Source organism: Aeromicrobium sp. Leaf289 (assembly GCF_001423335.1).
Classification (GTDB): Bacteria; Actinomycetota; Actinomycetes; order Propionibacteriales; family Nocardioidaceae; genus Aeromicrobium.
In genome coordinates this window covers 597,177-618,651 of record NZ_LMNK01000001.1, presented here as the reverse complement: position 1 = coordinate 618,651, position 21,475 = coordinate 597,177, and the positions used below count along the sequence as shown (strand labels likewise).

Genomic DNA, 21,475 nt, shown 5'->3' with positions numbered 1-21,475 from the left:
GCCCCGTGCTGGCCGCCCTGCTGGCGCGACTTCCCGAGCAGGACGTCGAGGGGCACCTGCTGCTCGACGAGGGCGAGCACGTGATCGACCTGGTCCGCAAGCACCCGGTCGTCTACCTGCGTCCCGCCGCCGAGGCCCTCGGTGCCGTGCTGCTGTGGGTGCTGGCCGTCGTCGGTCCCATCCAGATCGGGTGGCTGTTCATCCTGCTCGGCGTCGGGGTGCTGCTGCACGCCGGCTACCTGGTGCTCCAGGAGCACCGCGACGTCTTCGTCATCACCAACATGCGGGTCTTCCGCGCCTCGGGCGTGTTCTCGGTGCGCATCGCCACCATGCCCATCACCCGCATCCTCGACATCACCGTCGAGAAGCCGTTCGTGGGGCGGGTGCTCGGCTACGGGCACTTCGTCTTCGAGTCGGCCGCCCAGGCCCAGGGCCTGCGCGACATCCGCTTCATCGGCGATCCCGACGCTCGCGACCTGACGATCCAGCGGGTCGTCCAGCGCTCCGGGCTGCGCGGCCCGCGCACGGCCTTCGAGCGGCAGGCGCAGGACGGCCGCTGAGGCCCGAGGACCGAGGCCTGGGGACGTGGGGTGCGTGAGGACGCTGGCCCCACTTCCTAGGATGGGTCCATGACCTTCTCGCGTCCCGGTGCCATCGACCTGTCCGCCCTGGCGTCGCCCCCGCCGTCCCCGGCTGCAGGACCGTCGGGTGCCGCAGGCGGGTACGCGGTCGACGTGACCGAGCAGAACTTCCAGACCGTCGCCCTCGAGGCCTCGATGCAGCACGTCGTGGTCCTGGCCCTGTGGTCGCCGCGCGCACCCCAGAGCCGCGACTTCGTCGACGTCGTCGGACGCGCCGTCGACGGCCTCGAGGGTCGCGCCCTGCTGGCCAGGGTCGACGCCGATGCCAACCCCGCCATCGCGCAGGCACTGCAGGCCCAGGGCGTCCCGCTGGTCGTGGGTCTCGTCAAGGGCCAGCCCGTCCCGCTCTTCCAGGGTGCGGTCGAGGAGGCCGAGGTGCGCCAGTACCTCGACCAGCTGGTCGCGGTCGCGGTCCAGAACGGGCTGTCCGGACGCGTCGCCGCGCCGGACGCGGCGGGGGACGTCGAGGCCGAGCCCGCCGAGGACCCGCGCTTCGCCGCGGCCGACACCGCCTTCGCGGCAGGCGACACCACCACGGCCATCGCCGAGTACGAACGACTCAAGGCCCAGCACCCCGGAGACGCCGAGGTGGCCGAGCGGCTGGCCGGGGTCAAGCTCTTCGACCGGACGAAGGACGCCGACCTCCAGGCTGCTCGCGCAGCCGCGGCCGACCGGCCCGACGACCTCGACGCGCAGCTGCTGGTGGCCGACCTCGACGTCAGCGGTGGCCACGTCGAGGACGCCTTCGCCCGTCTGGTCGCGCTCGTGCGCCAGGCGCAGGGCGACGACCGCGACCGCATCCGCGAGCGTCTGCTCGAGCTGTTCGTGGTGGTGGGATCGAACGACCCACGGGTGGCCGACGCGCGACGCGCCCTCGCGTCCGCCCTCTTCTGACGGTGCGGACGCACCCGGAGGGTTAGGGTGCGGCGACGGCGGCGACAGGCGTGGCCGCAGCGAGGAGAGCGACGATGGGCGGACGGCTGGCCTGGCCGGCGCTCGTCGTGGGTGTGCTCCTGTCCGTCGCCGGCCTCGCGGTCGTCGTGGTGCTCGGTCCGGACAGCCGGTTCACGACGGGTCCGCACGAGGTCGACACCGATGCCGCCGCCGTGGTGACCGCCCCCGGAGTCGTCTCCTACCGCGGGCTCCAGGTCGACGTGCTGGTGGAGGTGCCGGTGAACAAGCCGGTGTTCGTCGGCCTCGGCAACACGGTGGACGTGCAGGACTACGTGAGTCGGACGCAGCGGCTCGAGGTGACGTCGTTCCGGGTGCCGTGGACGGTCCGCACGCGGGAGGTCGAGGGAGACCCGGCGCTGCCCGGTGCGCCCACGGCCCTCGACTGGTGGATCGCGGAGTCGGCGGGTCTCGGTGGGGCGTCGATCAGTGCGAGCCTGCCCGACGAGTCCGTGTCCGTGGCCGTGCTCGCGGTGGGGGCCTCGGACCTCTCCGGACTCACCGTCACGTTCGCCTACGGCGTGAAGGGCGGCTTCGGGCTGGGCCTCGGTGCGGTGCTCGTCGGTGCCGGACTCGTGTGGGTGGGTGTGCTGCTGCGGCGCGACACCGCACTCGCTCCCGCGCGGGTCGCGGCGCCCGGTGCCTCGGGCGGGGAGGAGGAGGTCGAGGAGGTCGAGGAGGTGGTCTACGTCTTCGTCGACGAACGGGGCGTGGAGCACGAGATCTCCGAGGACGAGGCAGAACGTCTCCAGGCCCGCCTGGACCTCGCCGAGCAGGCAGGGCGCGACGACGTGCCGACTGCGGAGGCCGCCGGGCCCGACTCCTCCACCGTGGACCGTCCGGTCGAGGCGGCGTCTGGCGAGCAGACTCCTCCGGCTCCGGCTCCGGCTCCGGCGACGCCGATGGCCGACCCACCCGCACCGACGCCGGTCCAGGACGTCGTCTACGTGTTCGTCGACGAGGACGGCGTGGAGCACGAGGTCTCGGCCGACGAGCTGGCCGACTACGAGGTCGTCGACGAGGAGGACGAGCGATGAGGCGGTCCTCACGGCTCCTCGTGGCGCTGGTCTGTGCGCTGCTGGTCCTCGCGGCCTGTGGTCTCCCGCGCGAGCGCGGCGACGCGCCCCCGTCCACGGTCCCGGTCGACGCCGGGGAGGTCGACGCGGTGCTGGCCCGCTACGAGAAGGTGCGCGACACCGCCGCCGAGCTGCTCGACCCCAAGCCGCTGTCGACCGTGGAGAGCGGTGCCGTGCTGGCGATCGACACCGGGTCCTTCGAGGTGGCGCAGCGCCTGGCGCGAGCCGTGGGTGGCGACTCGGCCTCCAACGACGTCGTGCGCCTGGCCACGCCCCGGTTCACGGCCTACCCCCTGTGGTTCATGGTGGAGGTGCAGGACCGCGCGGCCGAGGTCAACCGGGTGCAGATCTTCGAGCGCGCCTCGGCCGTGGACCCGTGGTTCCTGGTCGCCAGCCCGGAGACGCTGCTCACGACGCAGCTGCCCGACCTGCGCGAGCGCGACGGGGTCCAGCTCGTGGTGCCGCCGGACAGCGCCACCGGCATGTCGATGTCGCCCCAGGAGGCGGCCGACCGCTACGCCGCGGTGCTCGCGGACCCCGCCTCACCCGCGGCCTCGTCGCTCGAGCAGGACGACTTCATCGAGCAGATGCGTGCGGCGGCCGAGCGCAACGCCTCGCTCGAGGACGTGTCGTTCACGCAGACGTGGTCGGCGCAGGAGGTGCGGCACGTCCTGCGGACCGCCGACGGGGGTGCGCTCGTGTTCGCGACCCTCGAGCGCGTCGACTCCTACGAGGTGGGGGAGGGCGTCCGGGTCACGTGGCCGGACGACTCGCCGCAGAAGGCCCTGCTGGAGTCGGGACTGTCCTCGTCGGGCAGCCTGCGCTACCTGCACCAGGTGCTCGTCTCGATCCCCGGCGGGTCGGGCAAGCCGAGGGTCATCGGACAGTACGGCGGCGTCGTGGAGGCCCAGGGGCCCTGACGGGTCAGACGGCAGGCGGCTCGGGAGCGAGAGGGGCCTCGCGGTAGGTCGCGAGGTCGTCGCCGGCCACCGCGTCGAGCAGCTCGATCGCGGCCGCGGTCGCCTTGTCGTGGACCGTCTGGGTGTCGCACCAGTGCACCGACACGATCTCGGTGGGCTGCAGCACCATGTCGTCCACGTACGACGTGTCGACCACGCCGAGGTCGAACAGGAAGATGCAGGCGTCGTCCCAGCCGCGCCAGGCGGGCAACCAGTTGACGGTCAGCAGGTCGCGCACCTGCACCGTGAGGCCCAGCTCCTCCTCGAGCTCGCGCACGAGGCCGTCGGCGGGGGACTCGCCGACCTCGACGACCCCTCCCGGCAGGTCCCACTCCTGCTTGTAGGTCAGTCGACACAGCAGCACGCGTCCCTGCGGGTCGCGCAGCAGGCCCTGGGAGATGACCCGCTTGGTGGGCAGACCCGCGTTGAGCAGGGCGATGAAGCCCTCGCGGCTCGTGGCCGGAGGGTCGTCGTGCAGCCGGGCGAGCAGCGCGCGGTCGGGGGCGTCGCCCGCTCCCCGAGCGATGCCCTCGCGGCGCAGGCCGCTGATCGAGGCCGCTCGTACGTCCTCGGTCCGGTCCACGGGTACCCGGGCCTCGACCCGCAGGAGCCCCCGGTCCCCGAAGGCGTGCTCGAGCACCAGGCGCAGGGCGCGGACCGCGAGACCGAGCGCACCGTCACCCGTGCCGGTGTTCCAGCGGACCGAGCCCACCCCACGGCCCTCGTCGAGGAGCGCGATCGTGCCGAGACGATCTCCGTCGATGGTCAGGGCCCAGCCGCGGAGTCCGTCGGATCCGCTCGTGGGCTCGAGGACGAGGTCGTCGTCTCGCAGGATGGTGCTCACGCCGCCACCGTACGCGGAGCCTGTGCGGCCGTCATCGCTGACGTCGGCCGTCGTGGGCGAGCGTCACCGCCGGCCCGTGAGGACCCGGACCGGGTGCTCGAGGTCCAGCAGGATCGACTCCGCGGCGTGCCAGGACCCGTCGAGCTCGTCCTGCAGCCGGCCGTCACTGCCGGTCAGCGTGGTCTGCACGCCCACGGTCTTGGAGAAGGCCGGGAAGAGGTCGATCACCACGAGCACCTCGTCGTCGGCGCAGGTCCTGCTGAAGGCCAGCACCCCGGCGTGGTGCACCGGTCGCAGCTCGAGTCCACGACGCGACCGCAGGGCGGGGTGGGACCGGCGCAGCTCGTTGAGGCGGGTGAGGAACGCGGCGACCGTCTCGTCGGCGGGGTCGTCGGTGGGGGAGAAGGTGCTGCTGACTCCCCAGGCGGGTCCGCCGAGCGCCGCGACGGCGGCCCAGGCCTGGAAGGTGGCCGCGGATCCGCCGGTGAGGGCCGACGAGCGCCGGTGGCGCGTGGACGCCAGCAGCTGCGGGCGGGTCACCGACCCGCGGCCGATCCCGGTGAGGACCTCCTCGACGTCGTGGACGCCGAGGGCCCGGTGCAGCGGCGGGGTGGTCTGGTGGAACCCGACGAGCGACAGCGCGTGCGCCTGCGCGGGCGACGGATCGCCCTCGGCCACCAGCACCACGTCGGGGGCCGCGACCCGGACGTCGTGGAGCAGCTGCTCCCACAGCGCCAGCGGCCAGCGGTGCGCGTCCTGCACCACGAAGGCGCTGATGCCCCGGCCGATCCAGGTGGTCACCATGTCGAGGACCGCGGCATAGGTGGCACCGGTGTCCCCGTCGTGGTCGAACCGCCAGGTGTCGTCTCCGGCGGGGACGAACCAGCTCGGGTGCTGCGCGAGCCACGGGTGGGACGACGAGATGGTCCAGGCGAGCTCGAGGGCGACCTCGAGGCCCACGTGGTGTGCCTGCTCGACGAGCTCCAGGACCTCGTCCACGGTGCCGAGGCGAGGATCCACCGAGGTGTGCTCCCCGGTGGCCGGTCCGGCATCCCAGGGGTTGGCGGACGCGGACGGGTGCAGCGGAGGGAGCCGGACCACGTCGAAGCCCAGGGCGGCGACCCGTGCGAGCTCCTCCGTGACGGTGGCCAGGTCGGACGTGGACACGGGGGACAGCTCGTACCAGGCGCCGACGAGGGCTCGTTCCGGATCGACGCGCAACGGCAGTGGATCCGTGCTGTCGACGTGCAGCCGACCGATCTCGTCGGGCAGGGACGCGACGTAGGCGAGCGCCTCGGCCAGCCGCTCGTGGGCCGGTGCGGCGTCGTCGAGGAGGTCCTCGGCCACCTGCAGCGCGGCGGGATCGCGGTCGCCGATGCCGAGCACGAGCGCGCTGCCGTGGGCGAGGACGTTCTCGGCGTCGGCGCCGCCGTCGATGTCGGAGACGACGCGAGCCGCCCAGCTGCGCAGCGGCTCCTGCCAGCTCTCGACGTGGTAGGTCCAGTCCCCGACGACGTCGGTGGTGACGATTGCCGACCACAGGTGGTCGCCGAGGTGGCGCAGGGGCACGGGGGCGCGCGTCTTCCCCTCGGGGTCGGTGAGGACCACGGCGGCGCCGACCTCGAGGTCGTCGGGCAGCACGATCGCCTCGATGCGCAACGGTTCGCCGGGGACGACCTTGGCCGGGAACCGGCCGCGGTCCAGGCACGGACGGACCTCCAGCACCGGAACCCGAGCGACCATGGACCCACGCTAGTGCGTGCGTGCGGCTTTCGGGCGTGTTCCCCCGATGCCGCCCCGGGTCGCGACGACTCCTATGCTCGCGGCCACGGACCAGCGGCCCCTTCCTCGGGTGGTCGCCCGACGGAAGGAAGCAGCGTGACGCAGCTCGTCCAGCTCGACGTGACCGACGGAGTCGGCGTGATCCGACTCGATCGTCCGCCCATGAACGCCCTCGACGCCCAGCTGCAGCGCGAGCTGGTGGAGGTGGCCCGTGAGGCCGACACCCGCGACGATGTCGCCGCGGTGGTGCTGCACGGAGGCCCCAAGGTGTTCGCCGCGGGCGCCGACGTCAAGGAGATGGCGGCGATGACCTACCAGCAGATGGTCGCCCACGGCCACCTGCTGCAGGAGTTCACGCGGGCCGTGGCGAGCATCGGCAAGCCGACGGTCTCGGTCGTCACGGGCTTCGCGCTCGGCGGAGGCTGCGAGCTCGCCCTCTCCACCGACCTGCGGTTCGCCGCGGAGAACGCCAAGCTCGGCCAGCCCGAGATCCTGCTCGGCATCATCCCGGGTGCGGGTGGGACGCAGCGGCTGGCGCGCCTCGTCGGTCCCTCGATCGCGAAGGACCTCGTCTACACCGGACGGTTCGTGGGTGCCGAGGAGGCGTTGCGCATCGGTCTGGTCGACCGCGTCCTCCCGGCCGACGAGGTGCTCGAGGCCGCGCTCGCGTGGGCGCGCGGATTCGTCGGAGGCCCGGCGCTGGCCCTGCGGGCGGCCAAGAGCGCGATCGACCGCGGCCTGGAGACGGACCTGCAGACGGGGCTGGAGATCGAGCGGATCGAGTTCACCGGCCTCTTCGCCACCGACGACCGGAGCGCCGGCATGGACTCGTTCGTCGAGAACGGTCCCGGCAAGGCCACGTTCAGCGGTTCCTGACCCGGACGGGACGGTCCGAGGTCTCACGCCTCGACATCGCCGCGAAACGTCCGTGGCTCGAGAGGCGCATGGGGCATACTGTGCTGCGACGTGCCGCCGTGTCGCCAAGAAGGGGAGTCATGACCGACTCAGGGTCGAACCAGCCACAGGATCGTCGGCGTGCCGACCCCTTGAAGGTCGCGGCGGACATGCTCGCGCAGTCCGACGGCGACGACGCCGCCGACACGAGCGACGCGGGCGGTTCCGGGTCCGCGGACGACCGACGACGCAAGCGGGCAGCGCAGCGCGCCGCGCGTCAGGTGGCTGCCGAGAAGCGGCGCAGCGAGCGCAACGCGGCACGGGCGTTCAGCGCCTCCCGTCGCGGACGCCGCTCCGAGGACGGTTCGGTCGAGCCGGCGTTGCGCACGGCCGAGGAGGCGCTCGACGCCGAGCAGCCGGCCGAGGCGGCGCAGCAGGAGCCCAAGCCCACCGCTCCGGAGCCCGTCGAGGCCCAAGCCGCCGAGACTCCGCCCGTCGAGACTCCGCCCGTCGAGACCGGCGCTGTCGAGGCCGGGTCGGCGAGCCAGGTGCCCGAGGCCGAGAAGACCGCCGAGATGCCGCAGGTCCCCGCGGCGCCGGCGGAGCCCGAGGCCCGGCCCACGGTCGCGGACGCCCTGACCGGTCGGGTCCCGAACGACGACGAGCACATCGATGCGGCGCTGCTGGACGACACGGACGATCCGGCCGCCGTCGAGCCCGAGGCTCCCGCCTCCGCCGCTCCCGAGGCCGAAGCGGTCGAGCAGCCGCAGACGAGGCGGTGGATGCCGCCCACCGCGGCGAGCCTCGCCGAGCCGGAGACGCCCGCCGCGACCGACCGACCGGCCGACGCCGACCCGGTCGAGGCCTCCGGCACGAAGGAGTCCGTGACGGCGTCGCATGCCGAGGGTGTCGCGGTCCCCGAGCCCGAGCGCGCCGAGCCCGAGCGCGCTCAGGCCGACGAGTCCGCGCCCGACGAGCAGCCACCTGCCGAGACCGCGACGGACGGGGCGACGAGCCCCGACGTCGAGACCGAGTCCGCTGCGGAGGCGGAGGAGAGCGAGTCGGTCGCGGCCCAGCCGCACGAGGGCACGCAGCCCGAGAGCACACAGCCCGAGAGCACGCCGGACGAGACCGTCGTGGAGCACGCCGAGCCGACGTCCGAGGTCCCGACCGACGACCACGTCGACGCGCTCTCGGAGCCGGTCGAGCCGCCGCAGGACCGCCCCGTGGCCGCCGACGAGCCCGAGGAGGCTCCTGCCGCCGCGACGGAGAGCCTCGAGTCGCCCGCTCCCGAGGACCCCGCGCCGACCACGTCCGCACCGGAGGCTGCTGCGGTGGCGAGCCCGGCCCCGCCCGCGGTTCCGAGCACGTTCGCCGAGAAGCTGGCTGCCGCCAGCGCCGCGGCCCAGGAGCGGGTCAGCGCCGCGCGCGCCGAGGCCGCTCGCCTCATGGAGGAGGCGGCCAGGGAGCGCGCCGAGGTGGCCGCTCGCATCCGCGCCGACGAGGCCGAGCAGCGTGAGGTGCTGCAGGGTCGACTGCGCGCAGCCGAGCAGGCGGCGGAGGAGCGGGTCCGCGCCGCACGCGAGGAGGCCGATCGCGTCACGGCGGAGATCGAGCGCGAGCGCCAGGCGGCGTCGGCGAAGATCGAGCAGCTGCAGAAGGAGGCCGACGAGCGCGTCGAGGTCGCCCGTGCCGAGGCCGAGCGGGCCGCGCAGGAGCGGCTCGACGAGGCCAAGGCCGAGGCCGAGCGGCGCATCGCCGCCGCCGAGGAGGAGGCGTCGCGCAAGGCGGCCGAACGACTCGCCCAGGGTGAGCGTGACGCCGAGGACGCCGCCCAGCGACGGCTCGCCGCGGCCGAGCAGGACGCCGAGCGTCGTATCAGCGAGGCCCGTGCCGAGGCCGAGAAGCTCGCCGAGGGTGCCCGGAGGGATCGCGAAGCGGCCCTCGAGCAGCTCGAGAAGGAGCGTGCCGAGGCCGAGGCCAAGCTGGAGCAGGTGAGGCTCGAGGCCGAGAAGGTCGTGGCCGATGCCGAACGGACGTCGGCCGAGCACGTGGCCGCCGCGAAGGCCGAGGCGGAGAAGTACGCGCAGGAGGTGGCGGCCGAGCGCGTCGCCATCGCCGTGCGGCTCTCCGACGCCGAGCGCACGGCCGGCGACCAGCTGGCCGCCGCGAAGGCGGAGGCGGAGCGCCTCGCGTCCGAGGCCGCCGAGCGGCACGAGCTCGCGGCGACCGAGCTCGCCCGCGAGCGCGACGAGGCCCGGGCCCACGTGGAGCGCGTCACCGCCGAGGTGGCCGAGCTCGCACGCCAGGCCGAGGAGGAGCGCAACCAGGCCACCGCGCAGCTGGCCGAGGCCGAGCGGGTCGCGGAGGAGCGCGTCCGCAACGCCCAGGCCGAGGCCGAGCGCGTGGCGGCCGAGGCGGCCGACGCCGCGCGGGCGTCCGCAGCCGCTCGCGAGGAGGCCACGCGTCGTCAGGCCGAGGAGGCCGAGCAGGCACGCGTCACCGCGGAGCGCAAGCTGGCCGAGGCCGAGCAGCAGGCGGCCGACCGCCTCTCGCAGGCCGAGGCCGAGGCCCGCACCGTGGCGCAGCGCGCCGACGACGACGCGCGGCGACGGATCGAGGAGGCGCGCGCCGAGGCGGACCGCGTCGTCCAGCAGGCCAAGCGCGACGCGCAGGAGCGACTCAGCCAGGCCGTGGCGGCCGCACGCTCGGCCGCCGAGGAGAAGCTGGCCGAGGCCGAGGCGACGGCCATGGAATGGGTCGCGGCGGCCGAGGCCGAGGCCGAGCGGGTGGCGCAGTCCCACATCGTGGCGGCCAACCAGTCGGCCAAGGCCACCCCGACGTTCTCCGAGAGCCTCTCGGAACCGTCGGTGGGGGAGTTCGTGGACGAGAAGCCGTCCGTGGGCACCGAGACCCCCCCGGAGGTGAGCGACGGGACCGGGGGATCCGTCCCCCCGACCAAAAAAAGGGTCATCCGCCGATCCTGAGTACCTGACCGCCGGCGCGATCGTCGCCGGACTCGAGGCGAGCACGCCCGAGGACGAGCCGGTGGCGACCCCGGAGCCTGCGCAGGCGACGCCTGCGACCGACGACGCGCGCCCGACGCGGTCCTACGAGGACCTCGTGCCGGGTTCGCTCGCGTGGATCGCTGCGACGCACGGCGGCTCGTCCGACGACGGTGCGGCCGAGCTGGAGGACCAGCCCGGTGACCACGCGCGCCGCGACGCGGGGGACCGGCGCCGAGCCGCCAAGCAGGCCAAGGCCGAGAAGCGTCTTGCCGCGCGCCGAGCCCGTGAGGAGCAGCGAGCCGCCGCCAAGGCCGAGAAGGATCGTGCCAGGCGCGAGCGCGCCGAGGCCAAGGATCGTGAGGCGGCCGAGCGGGCGGAGGCCAAGGAGCGCGAGGCCGAGCAGGCCGAGGCCCGCAGGGCGGCGCAGGAGGTCGAGGACGAGCGGACGAGGCAGCTCGCCGAGGAGCAGGCCGCGGCCGCGCGGGTCGAGCAGGACCGACGTCGCCAGGCCGAGAGCGCGGCGGCGGAGCAGAAGGCTCAGCGCCGCGAGAAGAGCAAGGCCGCGGCCCTCGCCGCCCTGGCCGGACGCCCGACCACCGCTCGAGCCGACGCCCCCACGTCCCAGGACGTCGCGGACCAGGACGCTGCGCCCGAGGACCCCGACGCGCAGGACCCGATGCCGGGCGACGGCACGTCGGAGCAGGAGTCGACGACGACCCGGTCCGAGGACGGCTCCGCTGCCGACCTGGCCGCGGAGACGGCCCTCCTCGACGCCGTCGGTGCCGCCCACCAGGACCTCGAGGCCACCGAGGACGTCGAGGCCACCGAGGCCACCGAGGTCACCGAGGCCGACGCCCAGGACGCCCGTGCCGACGCGCGCGAGTCCGAGCACACCTCTCAGGAACCGGTGGACCGCGGCGGTCGAGGTGACGACCGCCGAGCAGCGGCGGCAGCCACCGTGGCGCGTCGCCGCGAGAAGGCCGAGGCGAAGGAGCGGGCCCGCGCCGAGAAGGGCGAGGCGGCCCGGCGTCGTCGGGCCGAGAAGGCGCCGGCCCGCGAGATCGACGACAGCGTGCCGGAGCCGCCGTCGGTGCCGCAGGAGTCCTCCTCCTTCGGACCGGCGCGTGTGGTGTCCCTGGTGGGCGTGGCGATCGGCGTGCTCGGACTGGTGGCCTCGGTGCTGCTGGCGCTCGCCGCCCTCCTCGTCGCCTTCGGCTTCGACGCCGACGCCGGTGTGCTCCGGGCGGTCGCCGTGGTCGCGGACCCGCTCACGGCACCACTGCGTGGCCTGGTCGCCTTCTCCGGGGAGAACGCTGCGGCCAAGGAGGCGTTCGTCGCCTACGGCGGCGGTTCGGTGGTCTACCTCATCGTCGGGGTGGCTGCGCCGTCGCTGCTCTCCCGCCGCGACGCCTGAGCCGGCGGTCGGCCGGCACCGCGGGCGACGCGGCGTGCAGCGATGTGACCGACGCCATTGCCGGTGTGGGTGGCCGCGCTTGTAACCCGCCGGTAACCTGCGACGCAAGGCTGCCCTCACCACGTGGAGCTCCACGTGGGAAGGTGGACCTCCCGACCACGCGACGCCGAGCGTCGCGTCCCCGACCACAGGAGGGTCCTCGTGACCAACATCGTCGTCGCGGTGAAGTACGTGCCGGATGCCACGGCCGACCGCACCTTCGACTCGTCCGACAACACCGTGGACCGTGAGAACGTCGACGGTCTGCTGTCCGAGCTCGACGAGTACGCCGTCGAGCAGGCCCTCAAGGTCGTCGAGGAGGGCGACGGCGAGGTCACCGTCCTCACCGTCGGCCCCGACGACGCCGCCGACGCCGTGCGCAAGGCGCTGCAGATGGGCGCCGACAAGGGCGTGCACGTCAACGACGAGGCCATCGCCGGCTCCGACGCGTTCGCCACGTCGCTCGTGCTGGCCAAGGCCCTCGAGAAGCTCGAGTACGACTTCGTCTTCTTCGGCATGGCATCGACCGACGGCGGCATGGGTGTCGTCCCGACGCTCGTCGCCGAGCGTCTCGGCCTGCCCGCGGTCACCCTCGGCGGCGAGATCACCGTCGACGGCGAGACCGTGACCATCAAGCGTGACGGCGACGTCGCCACGCAGGAGGTCCAGGGCACGGGCAAGCTCGTCGTGAGCGTGACCGACCAGACCGGCGAGGCCCGCTACCCGTCCTTCAAGGGCATCATGGCGGCCAAGAAGAAGCCGGTCGAGGAGTGGGACCTGTCCGACCTCGGTGTCGACGCGTCCGACGTGGGCCTCGACGCCGCGTGGACGAAGGTCGCCTCGACCGAGCCCCGCCCGCCGCGCACCGCAGGCGAGATCATCACCGACGAGGGCGACGGCGGCTCCAAGCTCGTCGAGTTCCTCGCCTCCAAGAAGTTCGTCTGAGCAGGGAGAGCAGAGACATGTCCGAAGTCATCGTGCTCGTCGACGTCGTCGACGGCAACGCCACCAAGCCCAGCCTCGAGCTCCTCACGATCGCCCGCAAGATCGGTGAGCCGTCGGCCGTCGTCTTCGGCGCCGACGTCCCCGGCTCGCTGGCCGAGCACGGCGCCGAGAAGATCTACCAGCTCGACGACGCCGTCTACGGCGAGTACCTGGTCGGTCCCAAGGCCGAGGCGCTCACCAAGATCGTCACCGACTCCTCCGCCTCGGCCGTGCTGGTCCCCTCCAGCACGGAGGGCAAGGAGATCGCCGCCCGCGTCGCGCTGCGGACCGAGTCCGGTCTCATCACCGACGCGGTCGACGTGAAGGTCGACGGCGACGTCGTCACCACCACGCAGTCGGTCTTCGCCGGCAACTTCACCGTGGACGCCCAGGTCACCAAGGGCATCCCGGTGATCGCCGTCAAGCCCAACTCCGTGGCCCCCGAGGCCGCCTCGGGCGCCGGCACGGTCGAGGCCGTCACGGTCGAGGTCTCCGACGCCGCCAAGGGCGCCAAGATCGTCTCCACCAAGGAGAAGGCCGCCTCCGGCCGTCCCGAGCTCACCGAGGCCGCCATCGTGGTCTCCGGCGGCCGTGGCACCGGTGGCGACTTCACCGAGGTCGAGGCGTTCGCCGACAGCCTCGGTGCCGCCGTGGGCGCCTCGCGCGCCGCGGTCGACTCCGGCTGGTACCCGCACAGCTTCCAGGTCGGCCAGACGGGCAAGACCGTCTCGCCGCAGCTGTACGTGGCCAACGGCATCTCCGGTGCCATCCAGCACCGCGCCGGCATGCAGACGTCCAAGACCATCGTCGCGGTCAACAAGGACGACGAGGCGCCGATCTTCGAGCTCGTCGACTTCGGCGTCGTCGGCGACCTGAAGACGGTCCTGCCGCAGGCCACCGAGGGCATCGCCCAGCGCAAGGGCTGATCGCACTCCTGCCACGAGGGCCCCGGACCACACGGTCCGGGGCCCTCGTGCGTCCCATGGTCCGACCGAGCCAGGGGGAATGGCCCATCGGGATCAGGTTCCAAGTTGGTTAAGACGTCGTCCGGCTCTGTCGTGCGGCCCTGTCGCGGTGATAGCAATAGGGGCGCACGCGCCTGCGTGCACCCATCTTCACAGGAGGAATCCATGCGTCTCTCCCGACGTACTCGCGTCGCGGGCGTAGCCCTGCTCGCCGCGGGCAGCCTCGTCCTGGCGGCTTGTGGCGGGGGCGGTGACGACTCCGGGTCCACCGACTCGGTCATCACCAACTTCAGCACCGAGCCCCAGAACCCGCTCGTCCCCACCTCGACGAACGAGACCGGTGGCGGTCGCGCCATCGACCTGCTCTTCGCCGGCCTGGTCTCGTACCAGAAGGACGGCTCGAGCGTGAACGAGGTCGCGGAGTCGATCGAGTCCGAGGACAACGTCACCTGGACCGTCAAGCTCAAGGACTGGGAGTTCTCCGACGGCACCCCCGTCACCGCCGACTCCTTCGTGGACGCGTGGAACTACGGCGCCCTCAGCACCAACAAGCAGCTGAACAGCTACTTCTTCTACCCGATCAAGGGCTTCGACGCCGTCCAGGAGGAGAAGCCGACCGCCAAGACGCTCGAGGGCCTCAAGGTCGTCGACGAGAAGACCTTCACGATCGAGCTGAACCAGCCCGAGGCCGACTTCCCGGCGCGTCTGGGCTACTCGGCGTTCTACCCGCTGCCCGAGTCGGCCTTCGACGACATCAAGGCCTACGGCGAGGACCCGATCGGCAACGGCCCGTACAAGATGGACGGCAAGGGCGCGTGGGAGCACGACGTCCAGATCAAGCTCGTCCCGAACGACTCCTACGACGGTGTCCGCAAGCCGAAGAACGGTGGCGTCACGCTGAAGTTCTTCACGAACCCCGACACCGCCTACACGGCCGTCCAGACCGGTGACCTCGACGTCCTCGACGCCGTGCCGCCGAGCGCCCTGTCGACGTTCCAGTCCGACGACAGCGTCCAGGCCATCTCCGAGCCCGGCTCGGTCTTCGGCTCGGTCACGATCCCCGAGAGCCTGGCCGGCTTCGGCACCAACGACGAGGGCCGTCTGCGTCGTCAGGCCATCTCCAAGGCGATCAACCGCGAGGAGATCACGAAGAACATCTTCGACGACACCCGCACGCCGGCCGTCGACTTCTCGGCTCCGGTCATGCCCGGCTTCGACAAGGAGATCCCGGGCAGCGAGGTGCTGCAGTTCGACGCCACCGAGGCCAAGGACCTGTGGGCCCAGGCCGACGACATCGCCGAGTTCGAGGGATCGTTCACGATCTCCTACAACAGCGACGGTCCCGGCAACAAGGAGTGGGTCGACGCCGTCGTGAACCAGCTCAAGAACAACCTCGGCATCGACGCCAAGGCCAAGGGCTACGCCACGTTCGACGAGCTGCGCACCGACGTCACCAACCGCACCATCAAGACCGCCTTCCGCACCGGTTGGCAGCCCGACTACCCGTCGATCTTCAACTACCTGGCCCCGCTGTACCAGACCAAGGCCGGGTCGAACGACGGTGACTACTCCAGCAGCGAGTTCGACGACCTCATGAAGCAGGTCGCAGGCGAGCCCGACGAGGACAAGCGCTACGCGCTTCAGTCGCAGGCCCAGGAGGTCCTCTTCAAGGACCTGCCCGCCATCCCGCTCTGGTACTCCAACGTCGCCGCTGCCGCGTCGAAGAACGTGGAGAACGTCGAGTTCAACTGGCAGAACCAGCCCGAGCTGCACCTCATCACCAAGAAGTAGCTCCGGCGCCCGCACGACCACCCGTGGGGCAACACCTCAGGTGTTGCCCCACAGGTGTGTCCGGGTCCCTCGGTGGCGCTTCCGCCCGCGGCGTATCGTCGTGGCGGGTCGCGGTGTCGCCGCCCCCTCAGACAAGGAGTTCTGCCCATGTGGTGGTACGTCGGCAAGCGTCTCCTCCAAGCGATCCCGGTGATCCTCGGAGCCACGCTGCTCATCTACGCGATGGTGTTCCTGCGACCGGGAGACCCGATCGTCGCCCTGTTCGGCGACAAGCCGGTGCCCGAGGGCACCTACCAGGCGCTGCGTGAGCAGTACAACTTCGACAAGCCGTTCCTGGTGCAGTGGCTGCTGTTCCTCAAGGGCGCGCTGACCCTCGACTTCGGCACCGCGTTCAGCGGCCAGCCCGTGATCGACCTGGTGCAGCGTGCCTTCCCCGTGACCATCAAGCTCGCCCTCATGGCCCTGGTCATCGAGGCCGTGCTCGGCGTGGCCGCGGGCTTCTACGCCGGCATGCGGCGCGGCAAGCTGTTCGACTCCACGATGCTGGTCGTCTCGCTGCTCGTCATCGCCGTGCCGATCTTCGTCTTCGGCTTCGTGCTGCAGCTGCTCGTCGGCATCAAGCTGGGGGCGCTACCGGCGCTCGTGAGCTCGCAGGCGACCTTCCAGGAGCTCCTGCTGCCGGCGATCGTGCTGGGACTCGTGTCGTTCGCCTACGTGCTGCGCCTGACCCGCACCTCGGTCATCGAGAACCTCACGGCCGACCACGTGCGCACCGCCCGTGCCAAGGGCCTGCCCGACGGCCAGGTCAACCGGCGCCACGTGCTGCGCAACTCCCTCATCCCCGTGGTGACCTTCCTCGGCGCCGACCTCGGCGGCCTCATGGCCGGTGCGGTCGTGACCGAGGGCATCTTCAACGTCCCCGGCGTCGGCAACCTGGCCTTCGAGGCCGTGCGACGCGGGGAGACCCCGACGATCGTCTCCGTCGTCACCATCATGGTGCTCGTCTACGTCGTCACCAGTCTCGTCGTGGACCTGCTCTACGCCCTGCTCGACCCGAGGATCCGCTATGCCTGACGGCCGCTCGCCCAAGATACGACCCGGCCAGGAGCGGTACCTCGCCCGGCTGGAGGACACGCCCCTGCACGACGTGGGTGCACTCGACACCACCGCGCCGCCGGAGAGCCAGTGGAAGGAGGCGTGGAAGCAGCTGCGCAAGAACCCGCTGTTCTACGTCTCGGCCGCGCTGCTGGTCTTCCTGGCCGTCGTGATCGCCTTCCCCGGGCTGTTCACGAGCAACGACCCGAGCTTCTGCCAGACGGGCAAGAGCCTGGCGGTCGGCGAGCCCGGGCACCCGCTCGGCTTCGACCGACAGGGCTGCGACGTCTACTCGCGCATGATCTACGGGGCGCGTGCCTCCGTGGCGGTCGGCGTGTTCACCACGCTCATCGTCGCGCTGCTGGGCCTGGTGACGGGCGCGGTCGCGGGCTTCTACGGCGGGTTCTTCGACTCGCTCATCTCGCGCATCGCCGACGTCTTCTACGCGATCCCGCTGCTGCTCGCCGCCATCGTCCTGCTGTCGGCCCTCAACAACGTGTGGCCCGACCGCGGCTTCTGGGGCTCGGTCCTGGCGATCGTGCTCGCGCTCGGCCTGTTCGGCTGGCCGCAGGTCACCCGTATCGCTCGTGGCGCGGTCATCGAGACCAAGCAGCAGGAGTTCGTCGACGCTGCGCGCGCACTGGGCGCCACGCCGCGCCGGAACCTGGTGCGGCACGTGATCCCCAACTCGCTGGCCCCGGTCATCGTGACCGCCACCGTCTCGCTGGGCATCTTCATCGTCGCCGAGGCCACGCTGTCGTTCCTGGGCCTCGGCCTTCCGACGAGCATCGTCTCGTGGGGCAACGACATCGCGGCCTCGCAGAACCAGGTCCGGGCCGGGCAGCGGCTGGGCACCATGTTCTGGCCCGCGGGCGCGCTCGCGCTGACCGTGTTCAGCTTCATCCTCCTCGGCGACGCCGTGCGCGACGCCCTCGACCCGAAGGCCAAGAAGCGATGAGCAACCCGAACCCCGAGGGTCGCCCCTCCAGCGAGCAGCCGCTGCTCGAGGTCAAGGACCTGCACGTCGGCTTCGAGGCCGACAAGAAGACGATCGTCCCCGCCGTCATCGGCGCGAACCTGACGGTCTACCCCGGTCAGACCGTGGCCATCGTCGGCGAGTCCGGCTCGGGCAAGTCGACGACGGCGCACGCCATCATCGACCTGCTCCCGGGGACCGGGCGCATCACCGGTGGCCAGATCCTGTTCGAGGGCACGGACATCGCCCACGCCAAGCGGTCCGACATCATCGCGCTGCGCGGGTCGTCCATCGGCCTCGTGCCGCAGGACCCGATGTCGAACCTGAACCCGCTGTGGCGGGTGGGCACCCAGATCAAGGAGTCGCTCGAGGCCAACGGCGTGGCCAAGGGCAAGGCGGCCGACGCACGCGTGGTCGAGCTGCTCGAGGAGGCCGGTCTGCCCGACGCCGAGCGACGCGCGCGGCAGTACCCGCACGAGTTCTCCGGCGGCATGCGCCAGCGCGCGCTCATCGCCATGGGCCTCGCGGCACGCCCCAAGCTGCTCATCGCCGACGAGCCCACCTCGGCCCTCGACGTGACCGTGCAGAAGCAGATCCTCGACCACCTCGACCGGCTCACCGACGAGCTCGGCTTCGCGGTGCTGCTCATCACCCACGACCTCGGTCTGGCTGCCGAGCGCGCCGACCACCTCGTGGTCATGTACCGCGGCCAGATCGTGGAGTCGGGCCCGGCGCTGGAGATCCTGCAGAACCCCCAGCACCCCTACAGCAAGCGCCTCGTGAGCTCGGCCCCCTCGCTCGCCTCGCAGCGGCTCTCGTCGGTCCAGGCGCGGGCCGAGGTGCGCGAGCAGGCGGTGCAGACCGCGGCCGAGATCGCGGCCGAGGTCGCGACGGACTCCGGCGAGTTCGGTGAGGGGTCCAGCACGATCATCGAGGCCAAGGACCTCACCAAGGTCTTCAAGATCCGCGGCAGCCGCCCCGGTCAGTCCACGGACTTCACGGCGGTCGACCAGGTCTCGTTCCGGCTCGAGCGCGGCACCACGACCGCCATCGTGGGGGAGTCCGGCTCGGGCAAGTCCACCGTGGCTCGCATGGTGCTCGGCCTGCTCGACGCCACGAGCGGGTCGGTGGAGTTCGACGGTGTCGACATCACCAGCCTGCGGTCCAAGAAGCAGCAGCTGGCGATGCGGCGGCAGATGCAGCCGGTCTTCCAGAACCCGTACGCGTCGTTGGACCCGATGTACTCGATCTACCGGTCCATCGAGGAGCCGCTGCGGCTCCACGACATCGGCACCTCCAAGGAGCGCGAGGCCAAGATCCGCGACCTGCTCGACAAGGTGTCGCTGCCGGCGTCGGTCATGACGCGCTACCCCAACGAGCTGTCCGGCGGGCAGCGGCAGCGCGTCGCCATCGCGCGGGCGCTCGCCCTGGACCCCGAGGTGGTCATCTGCGACGAGGCCGTCTCGGCGCTCGACGTGCTGGTGCAGGCGCAGATCCTGAACCTGCTCAACGAGCTCCAGAGCGAGCTGGGCCTGTCGTACCTGTTCATCACCCACGACCTCGCTGTCGTGCGGCAGATCGCCGACCACGTGCTGGTGATGCAGAACGGCCAGGTCGTCGAGCAGTCGAGCGTGACCGACGTGTTCGAGAACCCGCAGCAGGACTACACGCGGATGCTCCTCGACGCGATCCCGGGCGGGTCGATCCCGCTCGGCGTGGTGGAGGCGGGCGACGCCTGATCCGGTGACGGCTCGGGGGTGGGACCAGGTTGACTCGTTCGAACATCTGTTCGATCATGGGTAGGTGTCCGCAGCCCGTCCAGCCCTCGAGGTCGTCGCCGAGCTGCGGCGCGAGGTCGAGCGGATGCAGGGCGCGCCCGCACGGCAGGCGGTGCCCACGCACCCGGCCCTCGAAGGCCTGCTGAGCCTCGAGACCGGTGGGGTCTACGGCGTCGACGCAGCCAGCCTCGCGCTGCTGCTCATGGCCGGCCCGTCGGCGGCCGGCACGTGGTCCGCGGTCGTGGGCGCGCCCGACCTCGGGGTCGAGGCCGCCGTGGCCATGGGGGTCGACCCGCACCGCACCGTGTTCGTGCCGGACCCGCAGGACCGGTGGCTGGAGGTCACCGCCGCCCTCGTCGACGTCGTCGGCCTCGTGGTGGTGCGGCCGCCGTCCGCCGTCGGTGAGGGCGACGCCGCCCGCCTCGGTGCCCGGCTGCGCAAGCAGGGCTGCGTGCTGGTGCCGTGGGGCGTCTGGCCCCGGTGCGACGCCCGGCTCACCCTCGCGACCACGCGCTGGGCGGGGGTGGGGGCGGGTTACGGCCACCTGAGGGCGCGTGAGGCCACCGTGACCGTGCACCGTGGCACTGCTCCGAGTCGGACCCGCGACCTCCTCCTGCCGGCCGACGACCTGACCGTGCGACCTGTGCGCCCACAGCTCGCGGCGCCCCCGGCCACCGGGGTTCCCGCCATCGTGAGGAGCCCCGCGTTCGTCAGGAGCGCAGGATGAGGACGCTCGTGCTCTGGTGCCCTGACTGGCCCGTGCGGGCCGCTCTGCCGGACCTGCCGCGCGACGTCCCCGGCGCGGTCATGGACGGCGGCCAGGTGCTGGCCTGCAACCACGCCGCCCGGGTGGAGGGCGTGCGCCGCGGCATGCGGCGTCGTGACGCGCAGGCGCGGTGCCCCGAGCTCGCGCTCGCCGACCACCGCCCGGAGGTCGAGGCCCGGGCCTTCGAGGAGGTGCTGCTGGGCGTCGAGGAGCTCAGCCCCGCCGTCACGCCGCTACGGCCGGGACTGTGCGCGCTGCCCGTGCCGGCCCGGTTCTACGGGGGTGAGGAGGAGGCGGCGGCCGTCGTCGCCGAGCGGGTCGTCTCGCTGGCGGTGTGGGACGTGCGGCTCGGGGTGGCCGACGGCCTCTTCGCGGCCGAGCAGGCCGCCCGCCGTGCGGTGCCGCAAGGGGTCCACGTGGTCGAGCCCGGTGCCGACGCCGCGTTCCTGGCTCCGCTGCCGGTCGAGACGCTCGAGGCGCCGGAGGTGGTGAGCCTGCTGCGTCGCATGGGCCTGACCACGCTCGCGCACCTGGCGGCCCTGCCCGCGTCCGACGTGCACACCCGGTTCGGCACCCACGGTGCCCTCCTGCACCGCCTGGCCTCGGGCCAGGACCCTCGGCTCCTCGCCCGGCGTGAGGTGCCTCCCGAGCTGGGCGGGATCCTCACCCTCGAGCCGCCGGTCTCCAGCTCCGAGACGGTGGCGTTCAGCCTGCGGTCGATCGCCGAACGGTTCGTCGCGCGCCTGGCCGACCACGGCCTGGTGTGCACCGCGCTCGGGATCGAGGTGGAGGTCGACGACCAGGTGGCGTCCACCCGTCGGTGGGTCCACCCGCGCTGGTTCGGTGCGGTCGACGTCGTCGACCGGGTGCGCTGGCAGCTGCAGGGCGGTCCGCTGCCGGGACCGGTCGGCGCGGTCCGGCTCGTGCCCGAGAGCGTCGCGCCCGTCGGCGAGCACGCACCCGCCCTCTTCGGGCCCGGTGGCCGGGGTGCGGCGACGGCGCAGGAGGACGACCGCGTCGAGCGCGGCATCGCCCGGGTGCAGGGTCTCGTCGGTCACGAGGGGGTGCTCGCCGCCCGGGTGCAGGGTGGCCGCTCGCCGTCGGCCCGGCGTCTGCTCGCGCCGTGGGGCGAGCAGACCCAGCCGGCGCGTGCCGTGGGGGCTCCCTGGCCGGGCTCCGTGCCACCGCCGGCACCGGCCACGGTGTACGCGTCACCGCGTCCGGCCCAGGTGGTCGGCCCCGGCGACCGGGTCGTCGGGGTCGACGGGCGGGGAGCGATCAGCTGCGACCCCGTCCGGTTCCGTGCCGCCGGCGACGAGGACTGGCGTCCCGTGGCGTCCTGGGCGGGCCCGTGGCCGGTCGACGAGCTGTGGTGGGACGAGGCGGCAGCCCGTCGGGTGGCGCGCTTCCAGGTGGTCGGGGTCGACGGCACGGCCTGGCTCATGGTCGTCGAGAACGGCACCTGGTGGACCGAGGCCCGCTATGACTGACGTGCACGAGCCCGTGGAGCGC

At 72.5% G+C, this 21,475-nt stretch carries 17 protein-coding genes; 15 read left to right on the top strand and 2 right to left on the bottom strand.

Annotated elements, in window-relative coordinates; genetic code table 11:
- The first annotated feature begins 5 nt into the window (after nucleotides 1–5).
- The 4 genes from ASF37_RS02855 to ASF37_RS02840 all read left to right on the top strand — a co-directional run bounded on the left by ASF37_RS02855 (nucleotide 6) and on the right by ASF37_RS02840 (nucleotide 3,588).
- Complete coding sequence (locus tag ASF37_RS02855; RefSeq protein WP_055967061.1) at nucleotides 6–560, top strand: PH domain-containing protein; 555 nt, start codon at nucleotides 6–8, stop codon at nucleotides 558–560.
- A 69-nt stretch (nucleotides 561–629) separates the two neighbouring features.
- Nucleotides 630–1,535: a tetratricopeptide repeat protein gene (locus tag ASF37_RS02850; protein ID WP_056579041.1), complete on the top strand. Its 906-nt coding sequence runs from the start codon at nucleotides 630–632 to the stop codon at nucleotides 1,533–1,535.
- 74 nt (nucleotides 1,536–1,609) lie between these two features.
- Nucleotides 1,610–2,629, top strand: coding sequence for a hypothetical protein (locus ASF37_RS02845; RefSeq protein ID WP_056579038.1), 1,020 nt, complete (start codon nucleotides 1,610–1,612; stop codon nucleotides 2,627–2,629).
- Nucleotides 2,626–3,588, top strand: coding sequence for a hypothetical protein (locus ASF37_RS02840; RefSeq protein WP_055967071.1), 963 nt, complete (start codon nucleotides 2,626–2,628; stop codon nucleotides 3,586–3,588). The genes ASF37_RS02845 and ASF37_RS02840 overlap by 4 nt, the downstream gene beginning before the upstream one ends.
- 4 nt (nucleotides 3,589–3,592) lie before the next feature.
- On the opposite strand, the gene ASF37_RS17410 is transcribed toward ASF37_RS02840, so the two are convergent.
- The gene (locus ASF37_RS17410) at nucleotides 3,593–4,471 is read right to left on the bottom strand and encodes an NUDIX hydrolase (RefSeq protein ID WP_056579035.1); all 879 of its coding nucleotides are present in this window, start codon (nucleotides 4,469–4,471) and stop codon (nucleotides 3,593–3,595) included.
- Between the two features lie 63 nt (nucleotides 4,472–4,534).
- Nucleotides 4,535–6,214: a maltotransferase domain-containing protein gene (locus ASF37_RS02830; protein ID WP_082506349.1), complete on the bottom strand. Its 1,680-nt coding sequence runs from the start codon at nucleotides 6,212–6,214 to the stop codon at nucleotides 4,535–4,537.
- 135 nt (nucleotides 6,215–6,349) lie between these two features.
- On the opposite strand from ASF37_RS02830, the gene ASF37_RS02825 reads away from it, so the two are divergent.
- From ASF37_RS02825 to ASF37_RS02775, 11 genes are all read left to right on the top strand, one after another.
- Entirely contained in the window at nucleotides 6,350–7,129 is a 780-nt protein-coding gene (locus tag ASF37_RS02825; protein WP_082481880.1) for an enoyl-CoA hydratase/isomerase family protein, read from the top strand.
- A gap of 119 nt (nucleotides 7,130–7,248) precedes the next feature.
- The gene (locus tag ASF37_RS02820) at nucleotides 7,249–10,134 is read left to right on the top strand and encodes a hypothetical protein (RefSeq protein ID WP_156368111.1); all 2,886 of its coding nucleotides are present in this window, start codon (nucleotides 7,249–7,251) and stop codon (nucleotides 10,132–10,134) included.
- A gap of 61 nt (nucleotides 10,135–10,195) precedes the next feature.
- A complete protein-coding gene (locus ASF37_RS02815; RefSeq protein ID WP_056579027.1) occupies nucleotides 10,196–11,569 on the top strand; it encodes a hypothetical protein in 1,374 nt (457 codons plus the stop codon).
- 201 nt (nucleotides 11,570–11,770) lie between these two features.
- Nucleotides 11,771–12,553 carry an electron transfer flavoprotein subunit beta/FixA family protein gene (locus tag ASF37_RS02810; protein ID WP_055967082.1) on the top strand — a complete coding sequence of 261 codons (783 nt, stop codon included), beginning with the start codon at nucleotides 11,771–11,773 and terminating at the stop codon, nucleotides 12,551–12,553.
- Nucleotides 12,554–12,570: 17 nt separating this feature from the next.
- Complete coding sequence (locus tag ASF37_RS02805) at nucleotides 12,571–13,518, top strand: electron transfer flavoprotein subunit alpha/FixB family protein (protein ID WP_055967085.1); 948 nt, start codon at nucleotides 12,571–12,573, stop codon at nucleotides 13,516–13,518.
- Between the two features lie 204 nt (nucleotides 13,519–13,722).
- Nucleotides 13,723–15,348, top strand: coding sequence for an ABC transporter substrate-binding protein (locus tag ASF37_RS02800; protein WP_055967088.1), 1,626 nt, complete (start codon nucleotides 13,723–13,725; stop codon nucleotides 15,346–15,348).
- A 147-nt stretch (nucleotides 15,349–15,495) separates the two neighbouring features.
- A complete protein-coding gene (locus tag ASF37_RS02795; protein ID WP_055967092.1) occupies nucleotides 15,496–16,422 on the top strand; it encodes an ABC transporter permease in 927 nt (308 codons plus the stop codon).
- Nucleotides 16,415–17,401 carry an ABC transporter permease gene (locus ASF37_RS02790; protein ID WP_055967095.1) on the top strand — a complete coding sequence of 329 codons (987 nt, stop codon included), beginning with the start codon at nucleotides 16,415–16,417 and terminating at the stop codon, nucleotides 17,399–17,401. Before ASF37_RS02795 ends, ASF37_RS02790 begins: the two co-directional genes overlap by 8 nt.
- Nucleotides 17,398–19,158 (top strand): ABC transporter ATP-binding protein, encoded by a 1,761-nt coding sequence (locus ASF37_RS02785; protein ID WP_056579024.1) that lies wholly within the window; start codon nucleotides 17,398–17,400, stop codon nucleotides 19,156–19,158. Before ASF37_RS02790 ends, ASF37_RS02785 begins: the two co-directional genes overlap by 4 nt.
- A 64-nt stretch (nucleotides 19,159–19,222) precedes the next feature.
- Nucleotides 19,223–19,924 (top strand): hypothetical protein, encoded by a 702-nt coding sequence (locus ASF37_RS02780; RefSeq protein WP_235499939.1) that lies wholly within the window; start codon nucleotides 19,223–19,225, stop codon nucleotides 19,922–19,924.
- Nucleotides 19,921–21,453, top strand: coding sequence for a DNA polymerase Y family protein (locus tag ASF37_RS02775; RefSeq protein ID WP_055967101.1), 1,533 nt, complete (start codon nucleotides 19,921–19,923; stop codon nucleotides 21,451–21,453). The genes ASF37_RS02780 and ASF37_RS02775 overlap by 4 nt, the downstream gene beginning before the upstream one ends.
- The last annotated feature ends 22 nt before the right edge of the window (nucleotides 21,454–21,475 follow it).